The sequence below is a fragment of the Chitinophaga caeni genome, from assembly GCF_002557795.1.
In the GTDB taxonomy this organism is placed as follows: Bacteria; Bacteroidota; Bacteroidia; order Chitinophagales; family Chitinophagaceae; genus Chitinophaga; species Chitinophaga caeni.
The window spans coordinates 4,279,736-4,302,413 of record NZ_CP023777.1 but is presented as its reverse complement, the minus strand read 5'-3'; the positions used below and the strand labels follow the sequence as shown (position 1 = coordinate 4,302,413).

General features: G+C 43.2%; 18 protein-coding genes. 9 read left to right on the top strand and 9 right to left on the bottom strand.

Annotated features, from left to right (window positions below; all coding sequences use genetic code 11):
- The first annotated feature begins 22 nt into the window (after window positions 1-22).
- The 6 genes from COR50_RS18070 to COR50_RS18045 all read left to right on the top strand — a co-directional run bounded on the left by COR50_RS18070 (window position 23) and on the right by COR50_RS18045 (window position 5,476).
- Window positions 23-265 carry a MoaD/ThiS family protein gene (locus COR50_RS18070; protein WP_098195289.1) on the top strand — a complete coding sequence of 81 codons (243 nt, stop codon included), beginning with the start codon at window positions 23-25 and terminating at the stop codon, window positions 263-265.
- Between the two features lie 3 nt (window positions 266-268).
- Entirely contained in the window at window positions 269-688 is a 420-nt protein-coding gene (locus tag COR50_RS18065; RefSeq protein WP_098195288.1) for a molybdenum cofactor biosynthesis protein MoaE, read from the top strand.
- A gap of 52 nt (window positions 689-740) precedes the next feature.
- Window positions 741-1,598 (top strand): formate dehydrogenase accessory sulfurtransferase FdhD, encoded by an 858-nt coding sequence (fdhD, locus tag COR50_RS18060; RefSeq protein ID WP_098195287.1) that lies wholly within the window; start codon window positions 741-743, stop codon window positions 1,596-1,598.
- A gap of 2 nt (window positions 1,599-1,600) precedes the next feature.
- Window positions 1,601-1,951: a DUF7009 family protein gene (locus tag COR50_RS18055; RefSeq protein WP_098195286.1), complete on the top strand. Its 351-nt coding sequence runs from the start codon at window positions 1,601-1,603 to the stop codon at window positions 1,949-1,951.
- Between the two features lie 19 nt (window positions 1,952-1,970).
- Entirely contained in the window at window positions 1,971-4,382 is a 2,412-nt protein-coding gene (locus COR50_RS18050; RefSeq protein WP_098195285.1) for an FdhF/YdeP family oxidoreductase, read from the top strand.
- A gap of 179 nt (window positions 4,383-4,561) precedes the next feature.
- The gene (locus COR50_RS18045; protein ID WP_098195284.1) at window positions 4,562-5,476 is read left to right on the top strand and encodes a bestrophin family protein; all 915 of its coding nucleotides are present in this window, start codon (window positions 4,562-4,564) and stop codon (window positions 5,474-5,476) included.
- Window positions 5,477-5,497: 21 nt separating this feature from the next.
- Here the strand turns inward: COR50_RS18045 and COR50_RS18040 are convergent, their stop codons facing one another.
- The 4 genes from COR50_RS18040 to moaA are packed head-to-tail and all read right to left on the bottom strand — an operon-like array spanning window position 5,498 to window position 8,807.
- Window positions 5,498-6,130, bottom strand: coding sequence for an NTP transferase domain-containing protein (locus COR50_RS18040; RefSeq protein ID WP_198405694.1), 633 nt, complete (start codon window positions 6,128-6,130; stop codon window positions 5,498-5,500).
- Window positions 6,102-6,578 carry a cyclic pyranopterin monophosphate synthase MoaC gene (gene moaC / locus COR50_RS18035; RefSeq protein ID WP_098195283.1) on the bottom strand — a complete coding sequence of 159 codons (477 nt, stop codon included), beginning with the start codon at window positions 6,576-6,578 and terminating at the stop codon, window positions 6,102-6,104. The genes COR50_RS18040 and moaC overlap by 29 nt, the downstream gene beginning before the upstream one ends.
- Window positions 6,579-6,603: 25 nt before the next feature.
- Window positions 6,604-7,812: a molybdopterin molybdotransferase MoeA gene (locus tag COR50_RS18030; RefSeq protein WP_098195282.1), complete on the bottom strand. Its 1,209-nt coding sequence runs from the start codon at window positions 7,810-7,812 to the stop codon at window positions 6,604-6,606.
- 5 nt (window positions 7,813-7,817) lie between these two features.
- Window positions 7,818-8,807, bottom strand: a complete 990-nt coding sequence (moaA, locus tag COR50_RS18025) for a GTP 3',8-cyclase MoaA (RefSeq protein ID WP_098195281.1) — start codon at window positions 8,805-8,807, stop codon at window positions 7,818-7,820.
- 481 nt (window positions 8,808-9,288) lie between these two features.
- On the opposite strand from moaA, the gene COR50_RS18020 reads away from it, so the two are divergent.
- On the top strand, window positions 9,289-9,630 hold the full coding sequence (locus COR50_RS18020) for a TfoX/Sxy family protein (protein ID WP_098195280.1): 342 nt from the start codon (window positions 9,289-9,291) through the stop codon (window positions 9,628-9,630).
- Between the two features lie 96 nt (window positions 9,631-9,726).
- On the opposite strand, the gene COR50_RS18015 is transcribed toward COR50_RS18020, so the two are convergent.
- Window positions 9,727-12,198, bottom strand: a complete 2,472-nt coding sequence (locus tag COR50_RS18015; RefSeq protein ID WP_098195279.1) for a polysaccharide lyase family 8 super-sandwich domain-containing protein — start codon at window positions 12,196-12,198, stop codon at window positions 9,727-9,729.
- 126 nt (window positions 12,199-12,324) lie between these two features.
- Complete coding sequence (locus COR50_RS18010; RefSeq protein ID WP_098195278.1) at window positions 12,325-13,230, bottom strand: IS982 family transposase; 906 nt, start codon at window positions 13,228-13,230, stop codon at window positions 12,325-12,327.
- A 306-nt stretch (window positions 13,231-13,536) separates the two neighbouring features.
- Between COR50_RS18010 and COR50_RS18005 the strand changes: the two genes are divergently transcribed.
- Entirely contained in the window at window positions 13,537-15,015 is a 1,479-nt protein-coding gene (locus COR50_RS18005; protein ID WP_098195277.1) for a glycoside hydrolase family 30 protein, read from the top strand.
- Window positions 15,016-16,197: 1,182 nt separating this feature from the next.
- Here COR50_RS18005 and COR50_RS18000 read toward each other — a convergent pair.
- The 3 genes from COR50_RS18000 to COR50_RS17990 form a co-directional block, all read right to left on the bottom strand.
- A complete protein-coding gene (locus COR50_RS18000) occupies window positions 16,198-17,058 on the bottom strand; it encodes an IS3 family transposase (RefSeq protein WP_232516366.1) in 861 nt (286 codons plus the stop codon).
- Window positions 17,055-17,372, bottom strand: coding sequence for a transposase (locus COR50_RS17995; RefSeq protein ID WP_098193378.1), 318 nt, complete (start codon window positions 17,370-17,372; stop codon window positions 17,055-17,057). The genes COR50_RS18000 and COR50_RS17995 overlap by 4 nt, the downstream gene beginning before the upstream one ends.
- A 369-nt stretch (window positions 17,373-17,741) precedes the next feature.
- Entirely contained in the window at window positions 17,742-19,403 is a 1,662-nt protein-coding gene (locus COR50_RS17990; protein ID WP_098195276.1) for a carboxylesterase/lipase family protein, read from the bottom strand.
- Between the two features lie 341 nt (window positions 19,404-19,744).
- Between COR50_RS17990 and COR50_RS17980 the strand changes: the two genes are divergently transcribed.
- Entirely contained in the window at window positions 19,745-22,651 is a 2,907-nt protein-coding gene (locus tag COR50_RS17980) for a P-loop NTPase fold protein (protein WP_157760982.1), read from the top strand.
- The last annotated feature ends 27 nt before the right edge of the window (window positions 22,652-22,678 follow it).

Sequence of the window (22,678 nt, the reverse complement as noted above, 5' to 3'; positions counted from 1 at the left end):
AGTCGGACTATAATGATAACATATGAAAATTAAGATACTAGCATTCGGTATTGTCAAAGATATTTTTCAATCTCCCCGGAAGGAATTGGAAATTATGGATCATGCGGATGTTGCTACATTAAAAAAAGTCTTGGAGCAAAACTACCCGGAATTGAAGCGGCTGAAGACTTATTTCATCGCGGTAGACCAGGAATATGCTACGGGGCCTGAGATTCTAAATGCTCAACAGGAAATAGCCATCATCCCACCAGTAAGCGGAGGTTAAAATATGAATATCGATATAAGAATTACAGGGGAACCGTTAGGATTGGCAGATTGTCTTGATATTGTCTCCGACACTGCTTGCGGGGGAATCAATACATTTATCGGTACCGTTCGCGATCATACGAAAGGCCGTAAAGTTACCAGGCTGGAATATGAATGCTACGAATCGATGGCATTGAAGGAAATACGGAAAATTTGCGGGGAAGCCTTGTCTCGATACGGGGTTAAGAATATCCTTGTTCATCATAGGGTAGGAGTTTTAATCCCGGGAGATGTAGCGGTCATCGTCATCGTAAGTGACGGGCACCGCGAACAGTTATTTGATTCCTGTAGATATATCATAGATAATCTCAAACAAAAAGTTCCTATCTGGAAAAAGGAAATCTATGAAGATGGCGAAGCCTGGGTTTCCGCGCATCCTTGAACTTAGATTAGGATATAATTGTTACATTTATTGTAGATAGCTTTTTCTAATTATGAGCGCTCAAATTTTGTCACAACATGCTATCCGGCAAATTGATATCATCAAGGTTCAAAATGGTAATAATCATCTTGTAACGGATGATGTTGCTGTTGAAGAACCCCTGGAAATACAGCTTGTATTTCATGATGGTACTTCAAAACAGCGGAAAAGTATTTCCGTTACCATGCGTACCCCGGGGAACGATTTAGAATTGGCTGCCGGTTTCCTTTTTACCGAGGGTATCATTGCCAATAGTGAATCTCTTTCGACTGGCCATGGTGAGCATAATAGTAATCTTTCCAATATTGTTACTATAGAATTGGCTAAAGGAATTACTCCGAAACTAATGAACTCCGAAAGAAATTTTTATACTACTTCCAGTTGCGGTGTTTGCGGTAAAAGTTCTATCGATTCGATTAAGACTGCCAGTCCCTTTAATGATATAATGCGGGAAATGATCCATGTCCAAAGGGAATTGATCTGTAGTTTACCTGCGGTTCTGAGGGCTCACCAGCATCATTTCAGTTCAACTGGCGGCATCCATGCTTCTGGACTTTTTAATAGCAAGGGCCGGTTCATCGCACTGAGGGAAGATGTGGGCAGGCATAATGCATTAGATAAATTGATCGGCCTGGCTTTATTCAAAAATTGGCTACCCTTGAATGATCATATCCTGCTGTTAAGTGGCAGGGCCAGTTTCGAACTGGTTCAAAAAGCATCGATGGCCGGGATACGCATCATTGCCGCTATCGGCGCTCCTTCGAGCTTGGCAGTTGACATGGCCAAGGATGCAGATATTACCTTGCTGGGTTTTCTGCGTGATGACCGGTTTAATATTTATCACCTCGGGGCACAAACTATTATTGAATAATTATGAAAATCAGGATAAAAGATAATTCCGTACGTTTCCGCCTTACAAGATCAGAAGTTGCGGAACTGGGTACTAGCGGAATATTGACACAGGTGACCGAGTTTGCCAGCAATATTTTTAAATACTCCGTAATGGTAAAGGATGTTGAAGAATTATTGGCCGACTTTGTCGAGAATAATATTATCCTCTATATGCCGAAAAGCATGGTTGATGCGTTGGTTAATACCGGCAAAGTAGGATTTAGCGGGCAGGCTGGAGCTGTTAAATTATTGATAGAAAAAGATTTTGTTTGTATCGATAACACCGATGAAGATCAAAGTGATCAATATCCTAATCCCAAGATGACTTGTTAAACGTCTTAAAATAAATATTATGAGCGAAGATCGTAAACAGGAAAAAATAGAAGCCTATATCAAAAAACAGGCCTCTGCTGAACCTCCTTATAAACTGTTGGATCTAAAGGTAACGGAGCCTAAAAAATGGGCTGCCGGCATCCCGGCAGTGATGGCTTCGCTTAGGAATTTATTAGAAGAAAAAACCTTGCTCAGGGGTGGGAAGGCGCTCTTCAAGATGAATCAATTCGATGGATTCGATTGCCCAAGCTGTGCTTGGCCTGATCCGGATGATGATCGCTCGCCCATAGCGGAGTATTGTGAAAATGGCGCCAAGGCCCTCGCTGAAGAGGCTACTAATAAAAAAATTACTGCCGATTTTTTCCGGGATCACTCCGTATATGATTTATCCCGGATGTCGGATTACGAAATCGGCCACCTGGGCAGGATTGCACAGCCGCTGTATCTTCCGAAAGGTGGTACGCATTACCAGGCGATTTCCTGGGATGATGCTTTTAAGAAGATTGCCGAACATCTGAATGGATTAAATTCTCCGGATGAGGCTGCTTTTTATACTTCCGGTCGCACCAGTAACGAGGCGTCATTTGTTTATCAACTTTTTGTCCGCGAGTTCGGTACGAATAATTTCCCCGATTGTTCTAACATGTGCCACGAAACTTCGGGCTACGGTCTCAGCCGGGTTTTAGGTGTCGGGAAAGGTTCCGTGAAGCTGGATGAATTTTATGATACGGATATTATTATCGTCATGGGACAAAATCCGGGAACTAACTCCCCAAGGATGCTCACCGCCTTGGAAAAAGCCAAGAAGAACGGCGCCCGGATTATAGCTATAAATCCCTTGCCGGAAGCAGGATTGATGGGTTTTCATGATCCTCAAAGAATCAAGGGTATCATGGGTAGCGGGGTGGAATTGGCCGATCTTTACCTGCCGGTAAAAATCAACGGGGACATGGCTTTGTTAAAAGCCCTGGAAATCCTGTTGTTAAAATTAGAAGGGAAGCATCCCGGTGAAGTGCTCGATCAACAATTTATCGAACAAAAAACAGGGGGCTTCCAAGAACTGGTCCATGACCTGGAACAATACGACTTGCAACAGTTATCGGTTGAGAGCGGTGTTTCTATAGACTTGTTGCAGCAAGCAGCGGAAATGTTGGCATTTAAAAATAGGATCATCGTTTGCTGGGGCATGGGTATCACCCAGCAACATAACGGTGTTGACTTGGTATACGAGATCGTAAACATCCTGTTGATGAAAGGTAGCGTGGGTAAACCCGGCGGTGGCCCCAGCCCGGTACGTGGGCACAGTAATGTGCAGGGCAACAGGACGATGCTCATCAACCATCATCCTACAGATGCGCAGCTCGATAAATTGCAGGAAGTGTTCGGCTTCAACCCGCCAAGGGTCGGTGGTTTTGATGTGGTACGCACCATTCACGCGATCCATGAAGGGAAAGTTAAATTTATGTTCAGCATGGGCGGCAATTTTTTATCAGCCACACCAGATACAACTTATACTGCTAATGCATTGCGCAAGCTGGATATGAGCGTTTGCGTTTCCATCAAGCTCAACAGGAGCCACCTTATCCATGGAAAAGAAGCGCTGATCTTACCGGTAATTTCGAGGAGTGAAGTCGATATGATCAATGGCGAAATACAGTTTGTAAGTACCGAAAATTCGATGGGCGTCGTAGAGAAGTCCAAGGGCGTATTAAAACCGATCTCCGGGGACTTGATCAACGAAACGCATGTAGTTTGCAGGATGGCTAAAGCCGTGCTGGGAGATCGTTCCGTGGTTGACTGGGACCGTTATATGAATAGTTATGATGCCGTGAGAGATGATATTGAAAAGTGTATTCCGGGCTTCGAGCATTACAATGAAAAAGTGAGGCAGAAAGGGGGCTTTTATTTGCCCAATGCTGTTCGTGATGGTCATTTTAAAAGTGAGAAATACGGCAGCTTGGCCGCTTTTTCAATCACCCCGCTGCCTGTTAATACTTTAGCCGAAGGGGAATTCCTGATGGGCACTACCCGTACGCACGATCAATTCAATACGACGATTTACGGACTGGATGACCGTTACCGGGGCATTCACAACGAAAGAAGGGTCATCATGATGAATGAAGCAGATATTGCTAATGCCGGTTTTAACGCGGGAGAAAAGGTTGATTTGTTTAACTACGATGATGGGATAGAAAGGATCGCGCCGCTATTTGTCATTGTACCATACCCGATTCCCATGGGTAATACAATGACTTATTTCCCGGAAACGAACGTGCTGGTTTCAGTAAATAACGTAGTGAAAGGTGCCAATATGCCGGCCTCGAAATACGTCAAGATCAAGGTGAAAAAGCATGATCCTGCCATTTTTCAGCGGATCGATGAAAATCTGTACAGGAGCCATCTTCAAAAAGATAAAATTCAAGGTGATTGATAAAAATTTAAGTTCTTCCCGGCAGCCTGTAAAAAATCTACCGGATCAATATATTATCCTAACCGGATTATTCGCCGGAATTATTTAAAATGAAGCCATATACATCATGACATTATATTGAGTAATTTTGATGTGAATAATGATACAACGATCGTTCATCTCTTCAACGACTCAAAAACATGATTGTCAGAAAGAAAGAGCATTGGTTCAGAATGCTGTTTGTTTGGAATGGCTCCGTTTTACCAACACTGCTGCCAAGGCTAACATTGTTGTTATTACTTTCCATCATTGTAACTTATTATCACGGTGTCGTATTCTCCTTTAAAGTGCCGCTCAATCCCGTACCATTAACTATGTTTGGCTTCGTGTTGGCCCTGTTTCTCGGCTTCCGTAATAATGCCAGCTACGAACGGTTTTGGGAAGGGCGGAAATTATGGGGCGCCTTGCTGAACATAAACAGATCATTAACCAGGCAAATATTGACCTTGGTCAAAAAGAGCGATTATCTCGATAAGAATCACTTCATCAGCCTCCAAATTGCATCACTATACGCGCTGAAACATCAACTCCGGGGCACTGATCCCAGCGATGATTTAACCGGGAGATTGGATAAACAAACACTGGACGCGGTGCTGCCGGCAAAGTACAAATTTGCCGTTTTAACCAAGTTAATGGCGGAATGGGTTGAGAAAGCTAAATCTCAAGCATTGTTGGATACTATTCAACAAGGCAGGATCGATGAAAATTTGGACCGCTTATATGATGTGGAAGGTGGTTGCGAGCGCATTGCTTCCACCCCGATTCCCTATAGTTACAGCGTTTTATTGCACCGCACGGTATACGTGTATTGCCTGATGTTGCCTTTTGGCTTGGTTGATAATTTGGGTTGGTTTACACCCTTGGTCGTAGTATTTATCGCTTACACATTCGTCGCTTTCGAGGCAATTGCAGATGAGATTGAAGAGCCGTTTGGTACGGAGTCTAACGATCTGGCTTTAAATAATATTTGCAAAGTTATAGAAGAAAGCGTGTTGGAGTTGAAAGGGGAGAAGCTCCCCGGAACGGCTCAAGAAACGAAATATATTATCGATTAATTAGCAATAAATGGGTTTATTTCAATGTTGATGATCCTTTGCTGCCTGTAAAATCGATGTTGCCCGTTCTGCATCTTCGGGCGAATTTACATTCATCAAACTCTCTTCCCGTGCAGGATTTAGGATGTTGACATCGCCGTTGATCAGCACTTTCCTGGGACAAGTGATATCCATGCCAAGATACTGTAGTAAAACAGGGTAACTCCTAGGTTCCCAAATGGTAATTAACGGTTCTGGAAAGCTGTCAAATGGACTTTTGAAAGTTGTAGCAATTTTCTCGATATCCCTGTTTAGAACCAATTGTTGCAACGTGGAATCGTTCACTAGGGGCAAGTCGCAGGCAACGACCAACCAAGCCGCTTTTCTTTGAAAACGGAGTGCTGATAAGATGCCGCCAAGCGGACCCATATTTAAGAAAGTGTCGGGAAGGGGCGTATAGCCTGCCGCTACAATCTCTGTTGCTTGATCTGCCCTACAAGAAATATATACCTCGTTACAATAGCTCTTTAAAAGATCCGCCATGAAATACCGCTGTTCTTTACCATGCCAATTTATTTTATCCTTGGCATGCCCCATCCGCAGGCTTTTACCACCTGCCAAAACCAGCCCGCTTAATAGGGGAACTTTAGCTTCTTGTGAAATCACTTTTTCCACCGGATTTTGATATTAACTGTATTTCTTTGATGGTAATGTCGTGGCTTAAACTTTTACACATATCGTAAATGGTTAATGCCGCTATAGAAGCCCCAGTTAAGGCTTCCATTTCAACGCCTGTTTTGGCGGTTACTTCGGCTTTGCAGTAAATAACTACTTCGTCGGAGCTGTCTACCTCGATATCGATTGCACAGTTATCCAAGCCGATCGGGTGGCATAGAGGGATTAATTCCCCTGTTTTCTTGGCAGCCATGATTCCGGCAATGATCGCCGTTTGAAATACCGCGCCTTTCTTGGTTTGGAAATTTTCTCCCTGTAATTTATGCAAGACCTCCAATGGCAAGCTGATCACTGCTTTGGCAACAGCTTGGCGTTGCGTGACGGCTTTACCGCCGACGTTAACAATGCGGGGTTTTGCATTTTCATCGAGATGTGTAAAATCTTTCATGGCAAATTCATAAAATCAGTCAAAATTAAGCATATTTCCAAACGCAATAAATCTCACCTTTCCTGAAGCATTCTTTTTCTAAAGGTAACTCTATAAATGCATTTGTATCGGCAAGCTGTGAAAAGTCGCCTGACCCGTTCGTGTCTACAGCCCTGGCTAAATGCTCTGCATTAGCGTTTGTTTGAAGTTTTACCTGCGCGAAATATTGCAAAGGAGGTTTAAAATTTATATCGTTTTGCAAGATTGCGTATTGGGGATCCGTGGCCTTCATTCCAAGGGATTGCTCTAACCATGGAATAAAATAGCGGTACAAGCATAAAAATACGGAAACCGGGTTGCCGGGGAATGCAAATACCAGTTTATCATCCATGTTTTTGCCAAACCAGAATGGCTTGCCGGGTCTTTGTTTTATTTTATGAAAAAGTTTTTGAACACCCAGCGCTTCTAATGCTTTCGGGACATAATCAAACTTTCCCATTGAAACACCTCCTGAGATAATTAAAACATCATTACCCGGTAAGCAGCGGCTCAATTCGTTATTGATCACGTTGAAATCATCCTTTAGATGTAAAACGCTCGCGTTGATCTTGTATTTTTCCAAGGCAGACTTGATCGTAATGCTGTTGGATCGCCTTAATTGGAACGGGTTAGGTAGCGTTGACGGTTCCACCATCTCATCACCGGTGGAAATGATCGTAAGCCTTGGAAGCTTTTTAACCCCGGGGTTTATTTGGCCAACGGAAGCAGCTATACCCAATATAGCAGGTGTTATCACTTGGCCGGCATGTACAAGTACATCGCCCCGTTGTTTATCTTTACCCTTTACATGTATATTTTGCCCTTTTTTGATTTTGTCCAGGTCGATTTGAATATATGCATATCCATCTTTCAGCAGGATATCTTCATAGCGGATCACGGTATCCATTGCGTTATCAACCGCTGCGCCGGTCATAATCTCTATGCATTCGTATATACCCGGAATCGTGACGGGTTTTTCTCCCGCGGCCTGTGTTCCTGCTAGCCTGAACTTGAGTTTACCTTCGGTAAGCGCTTCATATTGCAAAGCGATACCGTCAACGGTGGCCCTGTTGAATGGAGGAAGATCCCTATCTGCAGTAATATTTTCCGCCAATACTCTCCCTAGGGCATTTTCATAATGAACCACTTCCGTTCCGTAGCTTTGCCGGTTCGAAAGGATTATTTTTTCTGCTTCTTGTACGGTGATGATGTTCATATTATTTACCCGCCAATATTGGCCATCGATTCATGGAATGACTTGTTCCCGGCGCTGCCCCGTTCGGCATCCCAACCGTTTTCTGCTTTTTGTTGAACGGCCTCAACAATCAATTTCTTGATTTCGGTTACAGGCATGTTGCCTCTAATAGCTTCTTTTAAGTTGGTTCCCCTGTTATCGTAAAGACAAGTTCTCAAATCCCCGGTAGGAGTAATCCTCAACCTGTTGCAGCTTCCGCAAAACGAGCGCGTGTATGCGGCTATGATGCCTACCTTTCCTACAAAACCGGGAATTTGATAGCTGTACGCCGTTGCATGCAAAGGATCAGCTATTTTTGAAATACTTGGAAATTCGGTTTTTATATGATTCAAAATCTGTAAGTAGTCCCATTTTAGGGAATGATGAGGTTCGTTGGTCCCATTGAAGGGCATTTCCTCGATGAATCTAACGTCAATATCTTTTTGTTCCGTCAACCGGACCAAGGGAAATATATCGTCAATATTAATACCATCCATTACAACGGCATTGATCTTGACCTTGATTTGATGTTCTTGTAAAGACTGTAACGTTTCTAATACTTGGTTGAGTCCTTTGCGCCTGGTAATTTGATGAAAGCGGTATTCATCCAAGGTATCAAGACTTAAATTGACGGACTTTATACCGATTTCCTTTAACTTCGGAATGAAAGGTGCCGTAAGGATGCCGTTGGTTGTTAAGGCGAGCTCATCTAGGCCCGGAATGCCGGATAGTTCTTTCAACAGGTGCAGGATATCTTTTCTAACAAAGGGTTCTCCTCCCGTTATCCTGATTTTCCGGATGCCAAGTTCTACGAGTATCCCGGCTAAACGGATGATTTCTTCATCATTAAGGAGTTCTTTTTTATTTAGCCATGTTAAGCCTTCTCCCGGCATGCAGTATGTGCAACGTAGATTGCAACGGTCGATTACTGCCAACCGTAGATAATTGATTTTCCGTCCATACCGATCTGTTAGCACATCAAGTTTTTTAAGGTAATCAGACTCATGATAAAGATACTGATTGTTTTATAATGAAGAAAATGGGCTGCTAAGTCATTTAGAATATTCGTGACAATTAATGATTTTAAGCCATTATTGTCTGACTAAAATTTCGATGAAAAAATTATAAGCATCCTCAAAAGTTCGATTCAATGTCAACCTGCCCGTTTCTTGTACTTTTTTGCTTGTCCAAAAAAGGTACCAAAAAAGGGCACAAATTGGCATTACGGCCACCAATTTGATCGCTCGATCTGGCCTTTCTACTACTGTATGGCCAAGCTCCCCTTCGCTACCAACGGTGCGAAGTTCCACGGTTCTCTTGGCGGGGGTGAATATATCATTCCTCGCTTATATCCTTGACCAGGTAAGGAATTCAAGTAAATTTTAAGCAATTTTAGTAGGCCAACAATGATTTTAGTCTAACTTTATTCCAGGGAAACATTCATATTAGAAAAGAATTATGGCATACAATATATTACTAGCAGATAAACTCAGGGTGTACTTATCAAACATACCCGGAATAAAAATAGAAGAGAAACGCATGTTCGGCGGATTAGCCTTTATGGTTAACGGCAAGATGTGCATCAATGTCAGTGGCGAAAGATTAATGTGCCGCTTTGACCCCAAGCATGCCGACGAAATATCTTCAAAAGCAGGGTTTCAGCCCATGTACATGAAAGGTAAGTTGTATGATGGCTATTGCTACGTAGATCCCGAAGGCTTTAAGAAGAAGTCGGATTTTGAGTACTGGGTTCAACTTTGCCTAGATTTTAATGACAAAGCAAAGTCCTCAAAAAATTAAATGATTCAATAGTTAAATAACCAAAAATAATCACTCAGAATCCCAACTCCAATCCCAATCCCAATCCTCTAATCCGTGAAATCCTTCAATCCATAACTAATCCGTGATTAAATAATCCTCCCTCCGTGGAGTAAAAACGTCCAACAAGCTCCCTGCCTCCAGGCATTTACAACCGTGCATTACATTGCTCGGCATAATCAGCGCATCTCCCTTTTTTACAAGCTTCGTCTCATTCCCGACAGTGAACTCGAAAACCCCATCCAAAACGTAAGTACTCTGTGTATGCACATGTTGGTGCATTGCGCCCACAGCGCCTTTTTCGAAGTTGACCTTCACCATCATCATGGAGGCATCATGACCGAGTATTTGCCTGGTGATACCATCGCCAAGATCTTGTATAGGCGCCGTGGCAGTAGAAAGGAAATTTTCAAAATTCATATTGATATTATTTAAAACGTATTCCTGTGTTCTGCCAGCGTTTACCCCGTTAGGAAGCTGGCAATGAATTTTTTGATGATTGATTGTAATGTTGATGGATTCTAGTTGTTGTGTCGGATCAGCAAGAGATAGCAATGTTTTGCCATTAACATTTTTTCGGATCATTAATAAACAAGCCTGGTCTACTGCGAGCTTATAATTTCCTAAACGGAATTGCTGCGCTTTGTAACAAATAGCTTGATAAATATGCTCTTTCTTTTGTGAAATTGCCTGTAAGGTATCATTGTTAGCCAATATTTGAATATCATTTACCGCAACAGGATCAAGCATATCTAAACCGATACCAGGTTTAATAATATAAGCATAATTACCATCCATGGGTTTGATACCATGTTCCAACCATAATTTAAATACTTCGCCACTAGCTTTATTTTTATCCGTGTACATTACGTTGAGGCGACCCCAATTTCCGTATTCACGTTGTTGTGAACCTTTAACCTGTCCACCCCGGGGAAAAATATAAGCGATACTATCTTGCCAAATCCAGTTAGACCGACTGCCATTAAAATTATAATCAAACTTTTTACCGTTAATTTTTTTACCATTTACATATACAGGACTATTTAGCCAACATTGGTTCAAAGTTGTAGTGATAGGCTCGTAACTATTCGAAGAAATACCCGTACCGAGACAAACAACGGCATCTTTCACGAAAAAATATGCCTTTTGAGCCCTTACATCATCGAAGTTCTGAGTATAAACAGAGTGACCGTAGAGGCTATCTGAAAGTCCGCCAACGAATGCTGTTGTACCCAGCCCACCGATCCTCGCCTTCGAAATAGTGTCCGCAACATAATCCCTACAAGTAACTCCGGGTATTTTGTCCCATTCCCAAAGCGGGAAAATATTATAATATTCATCGCCGCGCCGCTGGATATTGGTAGCGCCGTCACTATTTGTTCTGCCAAGTAGATTCTCGCTATTGATGATCTCCGTTCTGCCGGTTCTAACAGAATTGGTTCTAACGGAGAATAAGTAAGCAGGACAATGGTACAGGGTATAGTCGCCAATCCAGAAATGCCGGTGCATGGTCGGTGTTTTGAAAGATGGCGCTTTGCTGCCCTGTAATTTCTGTTTTACCAGTTCGTAAAAGCTACTATCCTCCAGCGAAACGAGCGCGGCATCGCGGATAATATAACCGATGGTTGATAAGCCTTTTTTTAGACTTCCTATGCGGGAAAATTCCCTGCCGGTAGTATTGAAATCATTATAAGGCCCCCTGGTAGTGTTTAAATAAACCTGCTTGAAATACCGGGATAACATTTCTTTCTTTTCAGCGGGAATTGCCCAGCGGGTATTGTTTAAGAAAGCGGCAGCCCTGTATTCACCACGGATGAAGGTCATGCCGTAGGCCGCAATTTGCAATTGCGGACCATGTTGAAAAAAGGTATAATCGTATTGTAGTCCTTCTTCCCTGGTAAATTCGATCGGCTCATAACATTGTTGTGCAGCCTTATTCATCAGTTCTTCGTTCCGCGTAATGACGGCCTCGTAAATATAGTGCAAGGCAACATCCAATTTATTGGCACCGGTTTGTTTGTACATATCCCCGCGTTGCATTTTTTCTATCAGCCCGGATTGTATATCTGCCGGTACCTTGATATCATGAAGTTTTAATATCAACAAAATTTGACCCATCAATTGCGGGCCCCTGATTTCATTGGGAAACCAATTTGGACAGATGGGATTCTTGTCGTTCCAGTCTTTTAAACTGGCAATTATTTTCGCTTCTAAGCCGGTTTGACGGTAGTATTTGCTCGCAGGTAATGTATAAGCCAGCGATAATGCTTGCAAGTATTTAAGATGATCCGTCACGGGCCAGTTGGCCCGGCGTTTATTATTATAATCGATATTTTTAAAAGCCCCGCCGGGAGTCATTTGCGAAAGCGCATAGCTAGCAGTACGGTCAATATTTTGAATGCCGCCTTCTTCTATTGGGAGTTGATCAACGATTTGTTGATGGATGATTGAAAATTCCGCCGCAGTCGACCGTTTTTTTATTATTGGTTGAGCAGTAGCAATAAGGGGAATTATCATGATAAGAGCGGTAAAAGTAATAACGTATTTCATAACCTGCGTTCGATTTTCGAATGCTAAAATTAAGGGAAGTATTAAAAATATGCAAACGATTGCATAAATTGTGCTTTCCCGGGAAGTTAGAAAAAGATTTTATTTAATAATTAACGCGTTGTGCTATTAAAAAGCCAGAGCATGTTTGATCTTTGAAATTTTAAGTCCATTTTTGAAATTGATGTACTGGAGTAAGGAAGTAGCCGATAACTTGGAAGCCAGGCGAGTAGCCAAACCGTCAAATGATCGCGCATAGTTTCTTCTGAGGTTGAGGTGGTCGCACAATTGAGAGAATACCGTTTCCACCATCTGCCGCTTCGACCTGTTTTTCCTCGGATATTTTCTGTAGTCATGCTGGTTATGCCGGAGAGGAACTTTCAGCCTGACCTGATAATTGTCAAACAAATCCATCTGAACGGTTTGGGAGATATATGCCCGGTCACCTAATAGTGACTTCTTTGCCGGCAGACGATCAAGCTGCTTGAGGAAATTGATGTCGTGCACATTGGCTTTAGTTATGCCGGCTTGCTGGATGGCACCATTGTCATATATAATGACGTGGAGTTTATAGCCAATAAACCAGCTTCTGTTCACAGCACTATAACCTTTCGCCGGTGCGGTGTCAAAATCATGCTTGAATGATTTGAAGGTCCGTTCCCTTACCATTTTAATAACCGGGACTGGTACGCTGTCCACAATCATTGTGCTGCTTAAGTGGTCTAAACGCCTCCCTATATGGTGTTGTACGCGTTCGACCTTCTCTGCCAGCCTTTTGCGGCGGCGATTAAAACGGCTTCGATCAATCAGGTTGGTAAACTGATCTGCATAATCGGTTTTCAACTTACTCCAAAGTAAATTTTCGGAATCAATCCCCAAGGCTTCCATGCAACAGGATAGTGAAACAATTTGTAAATCGTTCATCTTGGGTGCAACCGGGTAGCATTGAAAATTATGCCGGCTATTTACTTCTTTTTCAAAGAGCTCTTTGCAAATGCTATAGAATTTCCTGAAATTTGTTCTAATGTTGTGCATGGATCGTTTAGGTATTTGTGGTTATTTACCAATACGGTCGCACAACATTTTTTATTTCAAATAACTACAAATATTTATTATCGAAATGCAAATTGTGTTTTAATAGCACAACGCGTTAATAATTAATTGAATACCAGGTTATTGTAATCTATTAAAACGTAGATTTTACGCTTAAAAACCATGTATTAGGGTGATCGATTTAGAATTATGATTCGTTAAAAATGGATTAAAATCTAATCGGTTGTAGGTTTTAATTTTAACGCTATTTAATAACCCGGTAAACACGGCATAAAAATTCCACACAATATGAAAAGATCTATTTTGCTGCTGATGGCAGTTCTGTTTTCAATCCGGGTATTTTCCCAAGAACAGCAGATTAAAGTAAGCGCCTGGGTAACCTCTGCCGATAGAACAAAGTTATTGCAACAACAAGATGGAGACTTGTTCTTATCCAATACGCTTAGAGCGCGTGAAATGCCTATCGTTATTGATGACGGCCAAGCATTTCAGCAGATGGACGGATTCGGTTATGCACTTACCGGGGGATCTGCCGAGCATTTAATCCGCATGAGTGCGCCTGCACGTAAAAAGCTATTGAAAGAAATTTTTGACACTAATAATGTCAGTTATTTAAGGTTGACGATCGGGGCATCGGATCTTAACAGTTTCGTGTTCTCATACGATGATTTGAAGGACGGGGAAACGGATGTTGAATTAAAGCATTTCAGTTTATCTCAAGACTTGAAAGATGTCATCCCTATCATGAAGGAGATCTTGTCTATTCAGCCGGGTATTAAAATCATGGCTTCACCTTGGTCGGCGCCGGCCTGGATGAAGACGAACGGAAATGTTAGGGGAGGCGCATTAAAAAAGGAATATTACGGCGTGTACGCGCAGTATTTCGTGAAGTATATTCAAGCCATGCAACAGCATGGAATTGATATTGGCGCTGTTACCGTGCAAAACGAACCTTTAAATTCTCGGAATACGCCCAGTATGCAATGGAAATACAAGGAGCAATTAGAGTTTATTAGGGATCACTTGGGGCCCGCGTTTGCTCAAGCGAATATCAAGTCGAAGATCATATTGTTCGATCATAACCTGGACAGGATCGATTACCCGCTTGCTTTGCTCAACGATCCTAAGTTGGCTCAATATGTTGATGGATCGGGGTTTCATAATTACGGTGGCGATATGGGCGCGATGAGTATTATGCATATGGCACGTCCTGATAAGAACATTTATTTTACGGAACAAATGGTGATTGAAAGGGGAGGGGCTGATGCTCCGCTAGACATCGTATCTCCAGTAAAAAGATTGGTCATCGGTGCGGGGAGAAATTGGAGCAAGAATTTGATACTATGGAACTTAGCGGCCGATTTTAACAATGATCCGCATACGGATAACGGCGGTTGCGGAATTTGCCAAGGTGCATTGTCGATAGAGGGTGACAAGGTGCAAAAGAACGTGGCTTACTATACGATTGCGCATGTTTCTACCTTTGTTCCTAGCGGTTCTTGGAGGATTGCTTCCACTAATACCGGGGATCCTACCCTCACTTTAACGGAAGACGAGGAACAAGCAGGGATCCGTCGCGCCACGATTATTCATAATACGGATGTATTGCCGAATGTAGCTTTCAGGAGGCCGGATGGAAAAGTAGTATTAGTTGTGGCGAATGATACTTGGAATAAACATGCTTTCAGTATTCAATACCATGGCATGTATGCTAATTTGCGGTTGGCGCCGGGATCGGTAGGTACTTTCTTGATAGAACAAGAATAGGCTGAATAGTGTTGAGGGCGATGCAGGGAGTGACACAACGGCGGCTGAATGAAGATTTGAAGCCGGTTAAAAAATAGTTGATATTGTAATGATTGTTGTGTACCGTAACATGAATCTGGTTAGGGGTGGTAGTGTATTGCTGTTCGGAACCTGGGTTTTCGTGATAGGGGCTTTCCATTTTATTTAGAATAGTTAGAAAACTCTAGCATGTTGGAGCTTCCGGGTAACACTTGATCGCAACCCAGGTTCATTTTACGTACGCCTTGCAGCATAAACGGCCATTTGATGGATTATTAATGCTGCCGTACACTATGTGCTACCAGTTGAACGCTTTTCCAAAAGGCAGTCCCAGCTTGGAAGCTCGAACTAGCGCGGGATCCAGCATATTTCCAAGATAAATTTTAAAAGCCCAATGCCCCAAAAAAAACTGCTGGTTCGAGCTTCCAAGCTCGGACCCACGCACAGTTCAGGACAGATACGAAAGTGCCGGAAACGAAATGGCACTTTCTACTTACCCCATATCCAAAAAATTGTGGAATCCTTTGTGCTGCCGTACAAGATACCCTGCCAGTTGAACGTTATTTCACATGGCAGTCCGAGCTTGGAAGTTCGAACTAGCGCGGGATCCAGCATATTTCCAAGATAAATTTTAAAAGCCCAATACCCCAAAAAAAACTGCTGGTTCGAGCTTCCAAGCTCGGACCCACGCACAGTTCAGGACAGATACGAAAGTGCCTGAAACGAAATGGTACTTACTACTTAGCCCATATCCAAAAAATTGTGGAATCCTTTGTGCTGCCGTACAAGATACCCTGCCAGTTGAACGTTATTTCACATGGAAGTCCGAGCCTGGAAGCTCGAACTAGCGCGGGATTCAGCATATTTCCAGGATAAATTTTAAAAGCCCAATGCCCAAAAAAAACTGCTGGTTCGAGCTTCCAAGCTCGGACCCACGCACAGTTCAGGACAGATACGAAAGTGCCTGAAACGAAATGGTACTTACTACTTAGCCCATATCCAAAAAATTGTGGAATCCTTTGTGCTGCCGTACAAGATACCCTGACAGTAGAACGTTATTCCACATGGGAGTCCGAGCTTGGAAGCTCGAACTAGCGAGGGTTTCCGGTCATTTCAATATAAATTTTAAAAGCCTGGATTTGCAACAAAAAAATGGACAACTTATTAAGCTGCTTTTTTTAGAATAGATTTACTAAATTCTTCGGGTGGCAAATACCCTAATATTGAATGCCTTCGCTGCCTGTTATACCATATTTCGATGAACTCAAACAGCTCTTTTTTTGCGACTTCTACTGAATCATATACAGTATGGTGGCCGGTTTCTGATTTAAGTATCTTGAAGAAGTTCTCCATTACAGCATTATCCCAGCAGTTGCCCTTTCTACTCATACTCTGTTGTACAGAGTTGCCTTTTAGCAGATCTCTGAACTCCTCACTGGCATACTGTACACCTCTGTCTGAGTGAAAAACCATATTGGGTGCCACGGATCTATTTCTAATCGCCATATTCCAGGCAGCAACAGTAGTCTCCCTGGTTGTCATACCTGTACTCATGGACCATCCAACAATCCTTCTGTCAAACAGGTCCATGATGGCTGTTAAGTAAAGCCATCCGTTTTTTGTCCGGATGTAAGTCAGATCAGAAACCCATTTCTCTGATGGTGCCCTGGCAGTAAATTCTCTATTGAGGATATTGGCCGACACTTCCAGTTTATGGTTAGAATCTGTCGTGCATACTTTGAACTTGCCTGTAATAATACTGCGAAACCCTTTGTCCTTCATGATCCTGGCCACCCTGGGCCTGGAGGCATGCAGTCCCATAGACCTAAGTTCGGCAACTATTTTAGGGCTGCCGTATCTGCCTTTGCTTTTGTGGTAGATATCTTCAACTCCCTTGCAAAGCACTTGCCTGTACAGGGAAAGTTTTGATGGTTTTCTTATTGACCAGGCATAATAGCCACTACGGCTTACTTTGAACACCTTGCACATCTTCTCGACATCAAATTCTGCCTGATGGTCCTTTATGAACCTGAATATTTGTTGTCTTCCCTGGAGAAAATGCTCACTGCCTTTTTTAGTATCCGATTTTCCAATTCTGCTTCCTGGAGTGCTTTCTTCAGGGCCTGGATTTCCTTTTGCTCCGGTGTCAGATCCTGTTTTCCATTGCCAGGAAAACTACGGGTGTCATGTACACTGAACTCCCTGGTCCAGCGACGAAGCATTTCCGCAGCTATACCCAATTCTTTTGCAACAGTTACGGCTGGCTTGCCACTTCTGCGCAATTCTACTGCCATCAGTTTGAAGGATTTATCATAACTCCTTCTTTCTTTTTTACTCATTGTATTCAAAGTTAAGGAAAGAGCTTAACTATATGTCCACTCAAAGGTAGCAGTTCCAGCCCAATGCCCCAAAAAAAACTGCTGGTTCGAGCTTCCAAGCTCGGACCCACGCACAGTTCAGGACAGATACGAAAGTGCCTGAAACGAAATGGTACTTACTACTTAGCCCATATCCAAAAAATTGTGGAATCCTTTGTGCTGCCGTACAAGATACCCTGCCAGTAGAACGTTATTCCACATGGCAGTCCGAGCTTGGATAGCGAGGGGTTTTGAGTAGTAACAGAAGGTCGCAACCCCGGTATTTCATTTAATTACCTGTGAACTTCTAACATTGGTGGCGGTAAAGGTTTATGTAAATGTTGTTAGAGTTTATAACATTAGCCTTGCTTTGCGATCCGGATCATCTGCAACTTTGCAGGTATCATTTAAAATCATTAGCGAGCCTTTGTCCGCCGTGTATTCGGGCCAGTCCGGCAGGGATTTGCAAGCGGGATTCCCCGTTTTCATGAATTGCAATAATGCTTCGGCCATTTTGTTGGATAGCGCCCTGGGTTTTGCGCCGCCACCGGAATGGGTGATCATCAGGTCCGTGTTTAAAAGCCAGAAACTGATGTCGAGGCAATGAAAGGCGCGCATACGGCCATCGAATAAGGGCGGGCACCAACCGAACCACGCCATGTATACGGGGCTGCCTTGTTTCTTTTTCAGGTTGGCTGCTTCGACAACCGCTTTCCTGTTGGAAACGATCATGGCCCAAAGTTCGATGGGTTTCAAACCGGGGAATGCCGCATCGTATCCCTCGTAAATTTTAGTGGATGCATCGCCGTAGTTCGGATGCAGTTTTTCGATGACGCCTTCTTTCGTGATATTCTCCAGGGAAGGTTCGGTGCGGCTGGGCGACCATTCATGGAAGGTGCTGCAAAATAAAACCGGGATATCGGGTTGGGGACTGCTAAAATAACCTTCCGCGGGCAGGTTGTGCCCATCAGCAACGGGGCCGAAGCTCCCGCGGCGGAAACCGAATTCGGGTTTGTCGCGCTGCAATTTTTCCGCTGCACGTTTCGATAGTGCGAGGTATTCATCCCATGGCATCTCTTGCAGTGTAGACATGCCGGATGCTTGCAGCCCTGCCTCTTTAAGAATGTATAGACCTAATTGCCGGGCGTACTCCTTCGGTATGGCATGGGTTGCGGAACCGCTGAGCGCCACTCCCTTGTGAATCAGTCCCTTGGCAGCGGGCATGGAGGCAAGCGTACATACTTTGGCGCCGCCGCCGGATTGCCCCATAATGGTAACATTATTAGGATCGCCGCCGAAGTTGGCGATATTCTTTTGAATCCATTGTAAAGCAGCCAGGATGTCGAGCATGCCTACATTTCCGGAATCTTTAAACTTCTCATCGACGGCAGAAAAATCTGAAAAACCGATGGCACCGAGCCTGTGGTTGAGGGAGCAGAACACGACATCGCCGTAGCGGGTAAAATTTTCACCGTGGTAACCGTCTTGCTCGATGCCGTTTCCTTGCGAATACCCGCCGCCATGCAGCCAAAGTAAAACGGGTTTATTCCTGCCGCTTTTTGCCGCTTTCGTCCAGATATTTAGGCTGAGGCAATCTTCGCTGATTTCATCGTAATTCCAATGATCGATAAAAGCGCCGTAAGAAGTAGCTGCCCTGCTATAGATATTTTGCGGAGCGGAATTACCATAGAACACAGAGGGGCGGATGCCCTCCCATGCCTCGTGTTCTTGCGGCGGTAAGAACCTGTTTTTGCCGGAAGCATCGGCCGCGTACGGAATCCCGAGATAGGTTTCAATGCCGCGCATGATAAAGCCTTTTACCTTGCCTTTATCCGTTTGAACTACGGCGATATCTTCCCCGATTTGAAGAACCGGTTCGTCCGGCAGCGTATTTTGAACCTCATCCTTATTTTCTTGTTTAACTAAGCTACAGCCCGGAATTACAGTGCCGGCGCCTAATAAGACAGAGCTTTGGCCTATTCGTTTTATAAAATTTCTCCTGGAAGAATGCATCTTGTTTGAAGTTTTGTAATGAAAGAAAGGGTTTGTTTGATCGTGGAACAGCTTGGAATTTTACTGTATATATTTCCTATAGCATTCAAATATAAAAAGTCTGAAATTTTTATGTTAATACTATTCTCTCAAAAGATTGTTTTTTCCGGCAACCGGGGGGTATTTCCTGGTGATGGTAAGGAAAAATATCATAAATTAGTATCGTAACTAGATTTCATGAGCAAGGTAATTACCCGAAGTATATTAGTTAATCCCAAAGGCTAATCTGCATGTAGTTTGATACATGATACTTCCAGGTACGATAGATTCATCGCACAATAATCTTTTAATAAGCTATTACTATGGAATATGCTGAAAGAAAGGGAGCGCCTATACGTATAGATATAAGGCTCTCGCCCCAGGAAGCGGATTTGGCAATTGTTTCCATTGATCCCGGGGGAAAGCTCGGTAACCTGAACAGGATGGTCATGGAAACTTATGGTTTTTCCACGAGGGATGTGCCAAGTGTAGACGCTTTAAGTGGTGGAACGGCGCTTCTTAGTTCTAAAGGGGGGAAGAAGGAAATTCTATTCATTGTTATTTACAGGACCGGGAGTATCGCTGAAGATTTGAGGATGAATTTCAGGCAAGCTATCAAACGCTATTATAATAGTTTCATCGACCGGAAAATATGGATTCCCCTGGTGGGTACGGGACCGGGTGAACTGAGCTTAAGGGAGAGTTACGATCTCATACTTGAGATGATTAATGAAATATCGGCTTATGGCGGTAACAGTATGGAATTTTTGATTTCGCTACCATCTACCGAGGATGGTCTTAGTTTTTACCATGAGCTGTCGAAGGAAGGGCAAGATCAAGTCACCGGCCATGAAAATAATGCCCCCGGAAATTCATCTTCAGCATTCGAATCATCATCGCAGCCCGATCCGATTCCGGAATCGGCTATGAAAACTACCGGGGATCAAAAGGAGCCGGAAGAGGTGATCGTGCAAAGTCATCAAATTGCCGGGCTACTCAGCGATACCGATAAAGGCGCTGATTATTTAAACATTACGCAAGATGTGGCTGCCTTTGCAAGGGTCCTGGCTGCCAAGAGCTTTAAACCGCCATTAGCGGTGGCCTTGTTGGGGAAGTGGGGTTCCGGGAAAAGTTTTTTCATGCGTAAGTTACAGGAATTTATCTCCGAACTATCTACGAATAGTAATGACGAGGCCTATTGTAAAGGAATCGCACATGTGAGCTTTAATGCATGGTCGTATATGGATGCCAACCTTTGGGCAAGTATCGTATCTAAAATCTTCGAGGGGTTAAATGAGTATATCTCGGATAATACCGCCCCGGGCGTTGAGAAAAGTGCGGTAGAGCAACAGCTATCGAAAGAGCTGAACATGACCAAGGAAGAGATGAATTCCCTGGAAAAATCAAAGAAAGTTATCAATGAGCAGATCAACAAGTTAAAGGGAAAGCGCAAGGAAGCAAACCGTCAACTCATCAACAGTATTCATAAGATCAGGGTACATTCGATGAGCAGTACAATAAAGCAATTGAATGAAAAGTACAACGTGGGGAATAAAATGAGGGAGGCAAGTGATAGGAATCCTTCCTTGAAGGGGATGTTTGATGAATTTGAAAAAATAGTACCGGCAGAATATTGGTCGGATCCGGAAAAATCATACGAAGTTTTTAAATCGCGGTACACGTTTTTAAAGGAGTTTTTCAATGGAAAGAAGGTCGTATGGAACATTGTTGCCCTGCTGATCATCTTGGGATTGATTGCCTGGGTTCCTTTTTTATTGAAGTTTGCGAGCTTTCAAATTGAGCGGACGCAATTTGTTATACCCCAGGCGGTGTTATCAATTATTGCTACGATCGGTGTGCTATGGAAAAGGGCTGAGAAAGCTTACCATGATGTGAAAGGTATCCTGGCCGAGTTATGGTCTATAAAGAATAAATATGATACCGAATTACAGGCAGCCATCGAGAAATTTGAACAGGAAGAGAAAGCATTGACCTTGGAGGCAGAGAAATTCCGTACCGAGATGATGAATATCGATACCCAAATCATGAAAGCGGAACAGGTGAGGAATGACCTGGAGTTTAAGATCAAGCATGCCTTAGCTACTGAATCCTTGTATACTTTTATCGATAAAAGATCACACAGCGATGATTATAAAAAGCACCTGGGCATTATCTCTATTATCAGGAAGGATTTCGAGATATTGAATGGTCTGTTTATCGGCCATGCAGAAGAGTTAAATGCATTAAAAGGGAAAGAAGTTGAAGTATTTAGGAGTAAGTTTAAGAAGCGTTTGGAGCGGATCATACTTTATATAGATGACTTGGATCGTTGTTCGGAAGAGAACGTTGTACAGGTATTGGAGGCAGTTAACTTGCTGATGGCGTTCCCCTTGTTCATAGTTGTGGTGGGTGTAGATTCCCGTTGGGTAAAAAATGCGTTGATTAAAAAACATGCCTTGCAATTTACAAGGGATGGCGAAGTGGAAAGTGGTTTTGAGCGAATAGATCCGGCCAATTACCTGGAGAAAATCTTCCAGGTTCCTTTCCATCTCAAGCAAGCGGATAGCGATGATGTTAAGGAGATGATCAAGAGCTTGGCTAATTTGGAAACCGGGGACGAATCTGCCGGGGATAATATTCAACAGGGCCTTGGGCCAAATGGAGATAAAGATACCTTGAATAGCCCCGGTGGTGAAATTACACTTAACTATATCCCTGATCAAGGAACACCTGGCCAAGAAGTGGAATTTATTGTAGAAGAAAGAACGGAGTTATTGGTATTGTCTCCTGGTGAGATTGAGTTGATGGAGGAAATGTCGGTCATCATCGGGAATAACCCGCGTGCAATAAAAAGATTTGTCAATATATTCAGGATTGTAAAGGCCCATGGTGAGCAGTTAAATAGCGGGGAGAATGCCAGGGAAGAGCTGTTAGTCGTTTTATTCCTGCTGGCATTGCCGCTGGGTCAATACCGGAAGTTGCAACGCTCGATAGATGAGTTTTTAACAAGTAACGAGATGAATTTATCAAGCCTGCCATTTTCTGGATATTTCAACCAACTGAACAACCAAAATTACCCGGTTCGGGATCAATCTTTCGATGATCTCCAGCAAGATCTTTTGAACGTTTTGTTAGCGTCGAAAACCTTGCAAGAAATTCAAAACATACCGCTCTCGGAATTCCTGAAATACCGGGAATTTGTAAAGCGGTTTACGTTTGATGTTTTGTAATGGAGGTTCCCCGCGATGGTCGTGGTC

Coding starts and splice junctions, on each gene's coding strand:
- COR50_RS18005 (WP_098195277.1), top strand. CDS start 13,537: ATGAAAAGATCTATTTTGCTGCTGATGGCAGTTCTGTTTTCAATCCGG.
- COR50_RS18010 (WP_098195278.1), bottom strand. CDS start 13,230: ATGCACAACATTAGAACAAATTTCAGGAAATTCTATAGCATTTGCAAA.
- COR50_RS18070 (WP_098195289.1), top strand. CDS start 23: ATGAAAATTAAGATACTAGCATTCGGTATTGTCAAAGATATTTTTCAA.
- COR50_RS17995 (WP_098193378.1), bottom strand. CDS start 17,372: ATGAGTAAAAAAGAAAGAAGGAGTTATGATAAATCCTTCAAACTGATG.
- fdhD (WP_098195287.1), top strand. CDS start 741: ATGAGCGCTCAAATTTTGTCACAACATGCTATCCGGCAAATTGATATC.
- COR50_RS17980 (WP_157760982.1), top strand. CDS start 19,745: ATGGAATATGCTGAAAGAAAGGGAGCGCCTATACGTATAGATATAAGG.
- COR50_RS18065 (WP_098195288.1), top strand. CDS start 269: ATGAATATCGATATAAGAATTACAGGGGAACCGTTAGGATTGGCAGAT.
- COR50_RS18055 (WP_098195286.1), top strand. CDS start 1,601: ATGAAAATCAGGATAAAAGATAATTCCGTACGTTTCCGCCTTACAAGA.
- moaC (WP_098195283.1), bottom strand. CDS start 6,578: ATGAAAGATTTTACACATCTCGATGAAAATGCAAAACCCCGCATTGTT.
- COR50_RS18050 (WP_098195285.1), top strand. CDS start 1,971: ATGAGCGAAGATCGTAAACAGGAAAAAATAGAAGCCTATATCAAAAAA.
- COR50_RS18030 (WP_098195282.1), bottom strand. CDS start 7,812: ATGAACATCATCACCGTACAAGAAGCAGAAAAAATAATCCTTTCGAAC.
- COR50_RS18015 (WP_098195279.1), bottom strand. CDS start 12,198: ATGAAATACGTTATTACTTTTACCGCTCTTATCATGATAATTCCCCTT.
- COR50_RS17990 (WP_098195276.1), bottom strand. CDS start 19,403: ATGCATTCTTCCAGGAGAAATTTTATAAAACGAATAGGCCAAAGCTCT.
- COR50_RS18020 (WP_098195280.1), top strand. CDS start 9,289: ATGGCATACAATATATTACTAGCAGATAAACTCAGGGTGTACTTATCA.
- COR50_RS18045 (WP_098195284.1), top strand. CDS start 4,562: ATGATTGTCAGAAAGAAAGAGCATTGGTTCAGAATGCTGTTTGTTTGG.